The sequence below is a fragment of the Longimicrobiales bacterium genome (assembly GCA_035764935.1).
Classification (GTDB): domain Bacteria; phylum Gemmatimonadota; class Gemmatimonadetes; order Longimicrobiales; family RSA9; genus DASTYK01.
In genome coordinates this window covers 23,577-30,000 of the sequence record DASTYK010000053.1, presented here as the reverse complement: position 1 = coordinate 30,000, position 6,424 = coordinate 23,577, and the positions used below count along the sequence as shown (strand labels likewise).

General features: G+C 68.4%; 6 protein-coding genes (1 of these 6 running past the window's edge). 1 reads left to right on the top strand and 5 read right to left on the bottom strand.

What is annotated here, in order from left to right:
• The 5 genes from mltG to VFU06_04200 all read right to left on the bottom strand — a co-directional run.
• On the bottom strand, window positions 1-578 hold the 5' portion of the coding sequence (gene mltG, locus VFU06_04220) for an endolytic transglycosylase MltG (protein ID HEU5208597.1). It extends 505 nt beyond the left edge of the window; the window shows 578 of its 1,083 coding nt (coding positions 1-578); it begins with the start codon at window positions 576-578; its stop codon lies beyond the left edge, outside the window.
• Window positions 562-1,044 carry a Holliday junction resolvase RuvX gene (gene ruvX / locus VFU06_04215; protein HEU5208596.1) on the bottom strand — a complete coding sequence of 161 codons (483 nt, stop codon included), beginning with the start codon at window positions 1,042-1,044 and terminating at the stop codon, window positions 562-564. The genes mltG and ruvX overlap by 17 nt, the downstream gene beginning before the upstream one ends.
• Window positions 1,045-1,581, bottom strand: a complete 537-nt coding sequence (locus VFU06_04210; GenBank protein ID HEU5208595.1) for a 4-vinyl reductase — start codon at window positions 1,579-1,581, stop codon at window positions 1,045-1,047.
• 170 nt (window positions 1,582-1,751) lie between these two features.
• A complete protein-coding gene (gene ligA / locus VFU06_04205; GenBank protein ID HEU5208594.1) occupies window positions 1,752-3,800 on the bottom strand; it encodes an NAD-dependent DNA ligase LigA in 2,049 nt (682 codons plus the stop codon).
• A 31-nt stretch (window positions 3,801-3,831) separates the two neighbouring features.
• Window positions 3,832-4,812: a PleD family two-component system response regulator gene (locus VFU06_04200; GenBank protein ID HEU5208593.1), complete on the bottom strand. Its 981-nt coding sequence runs from the start codon at window positions 4,810-4,812 to the stop codon at window positions 3,832-3,834.
• A gap of 221 nt (window positions 4,813-5,033) precedes the next feature.
• On the opposite strand from VFU06_04200, the gene VFU06_04195 reads away from it, so the two are divergent.
• Window positions 5,034-6,404 carry an aminopeptidase P N-terminal domain-containing protein gene (locus VFU06_04195; protein HEU5208592.1) on the top strand — a complete coding sequence of 457 codons (1,371 nt, stop codon included), beginning with the start codon at window positions 5,034-5,036 and terminating at the stop codon, window positions 6,402-6,404.
• Window positions 6,405-6,424: the final 20 nt, after the last annotated feature.

Sequence of the window (6,424 nt, the reverse complement as noted above, 5' to 3'; positions counted from 1 at the left end):
GTGTCGACCATGCGTGCGACGATGGTGTCGAGGGGAACTCCGATCGGGAACGTGTACGTTGCCGGATAGAGGTAGCCTTCGAGCGTGGGCCCGGGCACGCCGTGCCGGCTGGCCACCGCACTGTCGGCGAGCAGCGACATGACACTGTCCTCCGCCAGCTCGGTCACGGCCGCAATGCGCTGTGCGATGCCGGCGAGGTTCCAGCCTTCCGGGATCACGAGGCGATCCGTCAGCACGTCGCCGGTCACCAGCGAATGCAGCACGGTCTTCCAGCCGCTGCCCTCACGGAACGCATACGTGCCGGGCTTCACCCGGGCCGCGTCACCGGTGGCACGTGCGTACAGCTCGAACAGCGGGGCCGCGCGCACGATGTCCTTTGCCGCGAGCGAATCAGCGACCTGGGAGAAGGGAGCACCAACGGGCACGTGCACGCGCACCGGGTCGCCGCTCCCCTCGCCCGCACAGCCGACGCTCAGCAGCAGGAGCGCGCCAATCGCCGGCAGCATGCCGGCCCGCGGGGGGTGCACAGCGTCGCGCAGTGTACGCGAGTGCGTTCGATAGTCAGTTGATCTCATCATCCAGCGTTTCGTCGGTCCTTGCTTCGGTATTCCGCTGCGCATCCCGCCGCAACGCATCCAGGTGCGCCTGCAGGATGAGCACGGCGGCTGCGGCATCGATGCGGTCCTTGCGTTCCCGCTCGTGCTTCGGCAGGCCGAGACCGCGCACGGCGCGTTCCGCCGCCACGGACGACATCCGTTCGTCGACGAACGTCACGGGCAATCCGCTGCGCCGCGCGAGCGTTTCGCCGAATGCGCGCACCTCGAGGGTCCACTCGCTTTCCGTACCCTCGAGCGTGAGCGGAAGTCCCACAACCAGCGCGTCGACGCCGTTGGCCTGTACGATGTCGAGGATCGCCTGCACGGGTGGGCGCTTGCCGCGCTTTCGCAGCAGCGTCGGCAGGGGCGTTGCGATCATGCGCAGCGGATCACTGAGTGCGACGCCGATGCGACGCTCGCCGTAATCGACGGCGAGAATGCGTGCCACTCAGCGCAGGCCGGTCAGGGAGTCGCTGGCGTTCTCGCCGCGCGCGACGTGGCTGTACACGGCGTCGAGCGTCTCTGCGCTGCCGAACAGGAAGCGGCAGCGCGCATCCCCGCGGGAACGGCACTCGACCTCGAGCACAGCCACCTCCCGACCCGCAATGCGGCCCAGCAGGTTGGCGAGGAGACCCGTGGTCAGGAAGCAGCTCGGCCGCATGGCTCCGGCGAATGCATCAGCCTCGACCCAGTCCGGTGAGCTCAGCGCGCCGACACCGGCATGGGCATCTTCATGCCGCAGCACGCCCCAGCCCCGGGACTGGAACAGCTGGGTCAGCCGCTGCCAGAAGCGCTCCGCGGGCGCCGCATCACCGTCGCCCGCGACGAGCGTCGTGTGCAGGGCGTCGCCTGCCGCGTGGCCGGCCGCGCGCAGTGCCGCCGCGGCATCGTCCTCCCCGACCGCATCGATCAGGGCGTTGCGCAGGGCGGCCAGCGAGGCGACGGGCAGTGCGAGCTCCTGGGGTCGCGTGGTGATCCGGTTCATCCGATCTCCATGAAGTCGTGAAGCGGGGGCTGAGCCCGGGGTCGGTGCTGACGCCCGGGCGCGCGTGCCCGGGCCTTCAGAGCCCTGGCCCACGGCCCCGGCGTTCCGAAGCTTCCCTGGCCCCGGCCCGGGCCCACGGCCCCGGCCCGCCTTCGTCCGTTGAACGAAATCTATTCCGCTTCCGGCGCTCCCGCAGCCAGCGCCAGCAGTCCGTCCTCGTCGATCACCTCCACGCCCAGCTCCTGTGCGCGATCCAGCTTGGAGCCCGGGCTCTCTCCAGCGACGAGGTAGTCCGTCGCTTTGGAGACGCTACCGGTCACGCGGCCGCCATGTCGCTCGATCAGGCCGGTGATCTCCTTGCGGCTCAGGCGATGGGTGCCGGTCACGACGAACGTCTTTCCCGCGAGTGACGTGCTTTCCGCGCGCTCGACGGGCTCATCCATGCGCAGCCCCGCTTCACGCAGCCGCGCGATCAGCTCCCGGTTGCGCGGCTCGGCGAGGAACGCGGCGAGTGCCTCTGCCGTGGTCGCACCGATCCCGTGCACCGCGGCGATCTCCTCCTCGGTCGCGGTGGCCAGCGCATCCATCGTGACGAACCGTTTGGCCAGCACCTGTGCGGCATGCTGCCCGACATGGCGGATGCCCAGAGCGAAGAGCAGGTTCGACAGCGGACGCTGCCTGGACGCCTCGATCGAGGCGAGCAGGTTGCGCGCGGAGATCTCGCCGAATCCCTCCAGCGTGAGCAGCTGATCGGATGAAAGGTGGTAGAGATCGGCGTAGTCGTGGACCAGGCCCGTGCGCAGGAGCTGGTCGGCGGTCCGCTCGCCGAGTCCGCGGATGTCCATTGCGTCCTGCGAGACGAAGTGCACCAGCCCCCAGTAGATGCGCGCGGGGCAGGAGCCGTTCGGGCAGTACACCATCACTTCGCCCTCCGGACTCTCCACGGGCGTGCCGCAGGCCGGGCACGCCGTCGGTGGCACGAAGGGCTGCTCGCTGCCCGTGCGATGCTGGGCCACCGGCCCCACGACCTGCGGGATGACCTCGCCTGCGCGCTTGACCAGTACGGTGTCGCCGGCGCGCAGGTCCTTGCGGGCGATGTCCTCGAAGTTGTGCAGTGTCGCGAGCTTCACCATCGCACCGCCGATGTCGACCGGCTCCAGTCGGGCGTACGGATTGAGCGAGCCGGTACGGCCCACGTTGATCTCGATCGAGAGCAGGCGGGTGGTGGCGATGTCGGGCGGAAACTTGTAGGCGATCGACCAGCGGGGATCGCGCTCGCCGATGACGCCCAGCTCGGGCCAGAGCGCGATGTCGCGCACCTTTGCGACGACACCATCGATCATGTAGTCCAGCTCCTCGCGCAGCTGGTCGACCGTGGCGATGAACGCGATCACGTCGTCCATGTCACCTGCGACGTGGTTGCGCGGATTCGTCGGGAACCCCCATGCCGTCAGCTGCTCGAGCACGTCCGTCTGCGTGCGGATCGCCAGGCGGTCGCGCCCGTTCGGGTCCATCTGTACCTGGAACGCGAAGAAGCGGAGCGGCCGCTCGGCGGTCAGGCGCGGGTCGAGCTGGCGCAGTGCACCGGAGGCGGCATTGCGCGGATTCGCGAAGAGCGGCTCGCCCGCGGCCTCGCGTCGCTCGTTCATCTCGCGGAAGCCGGACCACGGGATGAACACCTCGCCGCGAACTTCCATGATGGCGGGGAAGGGCCCCTCGCCGCGCAGCCGCAGCGGGATGCTGCGGATCGTCTTCAGGTTGCGCGTGATGTCCTCGCCGATCCGGCCATTGCCGCGCGTGGCGCCCCGCGTGAAGACGCCGTTCTCATAGCGCAGCGACACGGCCGTGCCGTCCATCTTCAGCTCGCACACGTACCCGACGTCGCGCACCTCGCGCACGATGCGCGCGTTGCGGTCTTCCCACGCGCGCAGCTCGTCCTCGGAAAAGGCGTTGTCGAGCGAGTACATCGGGGCGAGGTGCTCGACCTTGACGAACTGCGAGGCGGGCTCGGCACCGACGCGCTGCGTCGGCGAATCCGGCGTGAGCAGCTCGGGATGCTCGTCCTCGAGCTGCTTCAGCTCGCGCAGCAGGCGGTCGTATTCAGCGTCGCTGAGCGTGGGCGCATCGAGCACGTAGTACTCGTAGTTCGCGTCCACCAGCATGCGACGCAGCTCATCGACTCGCTGCGCCACGGCAGCATCGACGGGCCGCTGGATCATCACGGCTCGTATCTCCTGGACTGGTTTGTCTTCAGCGTTCGGGTGCGGCGACTTCCTCGGCCATCTCGTCGAAACGGACGACGCGGTCGCGGCCGCCGGACTTCGCGGCGTACAGCGCGTTGTCCGCGAACTTGACGAGGGTTTCCGGCGAGTCGATCCCTTCATTCGGATAGGTCGCGACACCGGCGGAGACGGTCATGCGCAGCGGCTCGTCGGTCCCGATCTCGAAGGGACGACGGGCGACCTCGCGCCGGATGCGCTCGACGAACACCGTCGCGTCCTCGATGTCGGTCTCCGGCAGGATGACCATGAACTCTTCGCCACCGTAGCGGCCGATGCGATCGATCTCGCGCGCGTTCTCGCGCAGGATCTCGGCAAGCTCCTGCAGTACCTTGTCGCCGGCCGGATGCCCGTACGTGTCGTTTACTGCCTTGAAACGATCGAGGTCCAGCATTGCAACAGAGATCTTCTCGCCCGTGCGCTGTGCGCGGTCGAACTCCTCGTGCAGCAGGCTGTGGATCTTGCGGTGGTTGAACAGCCCCGTCAGGCCGTCACTGATGCTGAGCCGCTCCAGCTCCCGGTTCTTCTCTTCCAGCTCGTCCTGCAGCCGCTTGATGCGCAGCATGGAGCGGACGCGCGCTTCCAGCTCCGGGAAATTGATCGGCTTGGTCAGGTAGTCGTCAGCGCCCGCGTCCAGCCCCATGACCTTGTCCTGGGTGGAATCGCGCGCCGTGACCAGGATGATCGGGATGAACGGGAGCTCGTCGCTGTTCTTGATCTGCCGGGAAATTTCGTAGCCGTCGATGTCCGGCAACATGACGTCGAGCAGGATCAGGTCCGGCGGATTCGTGCGCACCAGCTCGAGCGCCTGGCTGCCGTCGGTCGCCTCCTCCATCTCGTAACCGCGAAAACGGAGGCGCGTCGCGATGATCTCGATGTTGTCCGGGTTGTCGTCCACCACGAGGATGCGGCCCCGTGGCCCCGTCGCGGCGCTCTGTGCGTCGTTCACCATGAACCAGATGTCTCGAGCGTGAAGCCGGTCGCACGCGCTCGGGCGGCCGGGCGTCGAAATCATCGACCTTGCGGGCGGGATCTGCACGTCGGGTGCCACCCCGTAATGCGCGCGCCTGCCAGAACGGCGGGTGCCGTTGACGCAAATGCTTCAAAAAACCTATGCTTGCAAAGACAGCAGCGGCAAGCAGCCGCGGCTGCACCAGGCAAGGAAGTAACGACATGCTGACCTCTTTACGCCGCCTGGTGTTGCTGGGCGGCTGCTTCGCTCTCCTGCCGCTGACGGTCCAGGCGCAGACCGAGAGTCCCGCCGGTCCCGTGCCGCCCTCCCTGCTGCAGCAGCGAAGGGCACGCCTGCTCGATCGTATCGGCGAAGGGATCGCGATCGTACACGCGGCCGAACCGCGCAGCATCGAGGGCGAGTATCCGCAGGACAGCGACTACCGGGAGAGCAACGACTTTTTCTACCTGACAGGACTGGAAACGCCGGGCGCCTCGCTCGTGCTGCTCGCGCACTCGACGGGCGAGGACTCGGTCATGCTCTACGTCCCTGCGCGGGACCCGGCGGCGGAAGTGTGGACCGGACCGCGCCTTGGACCGGGACCCGAGGCGCAGCGGATCACCGGCGTCCAGGACGTGCGGCCGGCCGGACGGTTCGAAGCGGATGTCGCCGGCTGGCTGCGCAGCGGGCGCGAAGCGCTGTACGTGGACGTGCCGATGGCCAGGCGCGCCGCATGTGGCGGAGACCCGACGGGTGGACCGCAGTGCGCACCGATCCTCGAGACCCTGGACGTGCCCGGGGGCACGCGCGTGGCCAGTGTGAGCGAGCACATCGCCGCACTGCGCCTGGTCAAGGATGCCGACGAGCTGAGGCGGTTGCGCGAGGCGATCCGCATCACGGGCGCGGCGCACCGGGCGGCTGCAGCGGCGCTGGAGCCGGGGGTGTGGGAGTACGAGGTGGAGGCGGTCATCGAGTACACGTTCCGGAGCATGGGCGCCGAGCGTGTGGGCTTTCCGAGCATCGTCGGGTCCGGCCCGTTCTCGACGATCCTCCACTACGACCGCAGCCGCCGTCGGACCGCGGATGGCGACCTGATCGTGATCGACATCGGCGCCGAGTACGGGTACTACAGCGCCGACATCACCCGCACCTACCCGGTCTCCGGCCGGTTTACGGACCGGCAGCGCGCCGTCTACGACCTGGTGCTCTCGACGCAGCAGGCGGCGATCGACGCGGTCCGGCCGGGCACGACGATCGGGGCGCTGACGCGCATCGCGCGCGAGCACATGAGGGCGAACTCCGGCGACCTGTGCCGGCCGGTCACATGTGACGCATACTTCATCCACGGCCTGTCGCACTGGCTCGGCATGGACGTGCACGACGTCGGCAGCTACGACGTCCCGCTCGCGCCCGGCATGGTGCTGACGATCGAGCCGGGGATCTACATCCCGGACGAGGAGCTGGGCGTGCGCATCGAGGATGACGTGCTCGTCACCGCGGACGGCCACGAGCTGCTCAGTGGAAGCCTGCCCCGCGATGCAGCGGCGATCGAACAGATGATGCAGCAACCGGCACGAGCGTTGCAGCGCTGACGTGCCTCTCCAGCCCTGGC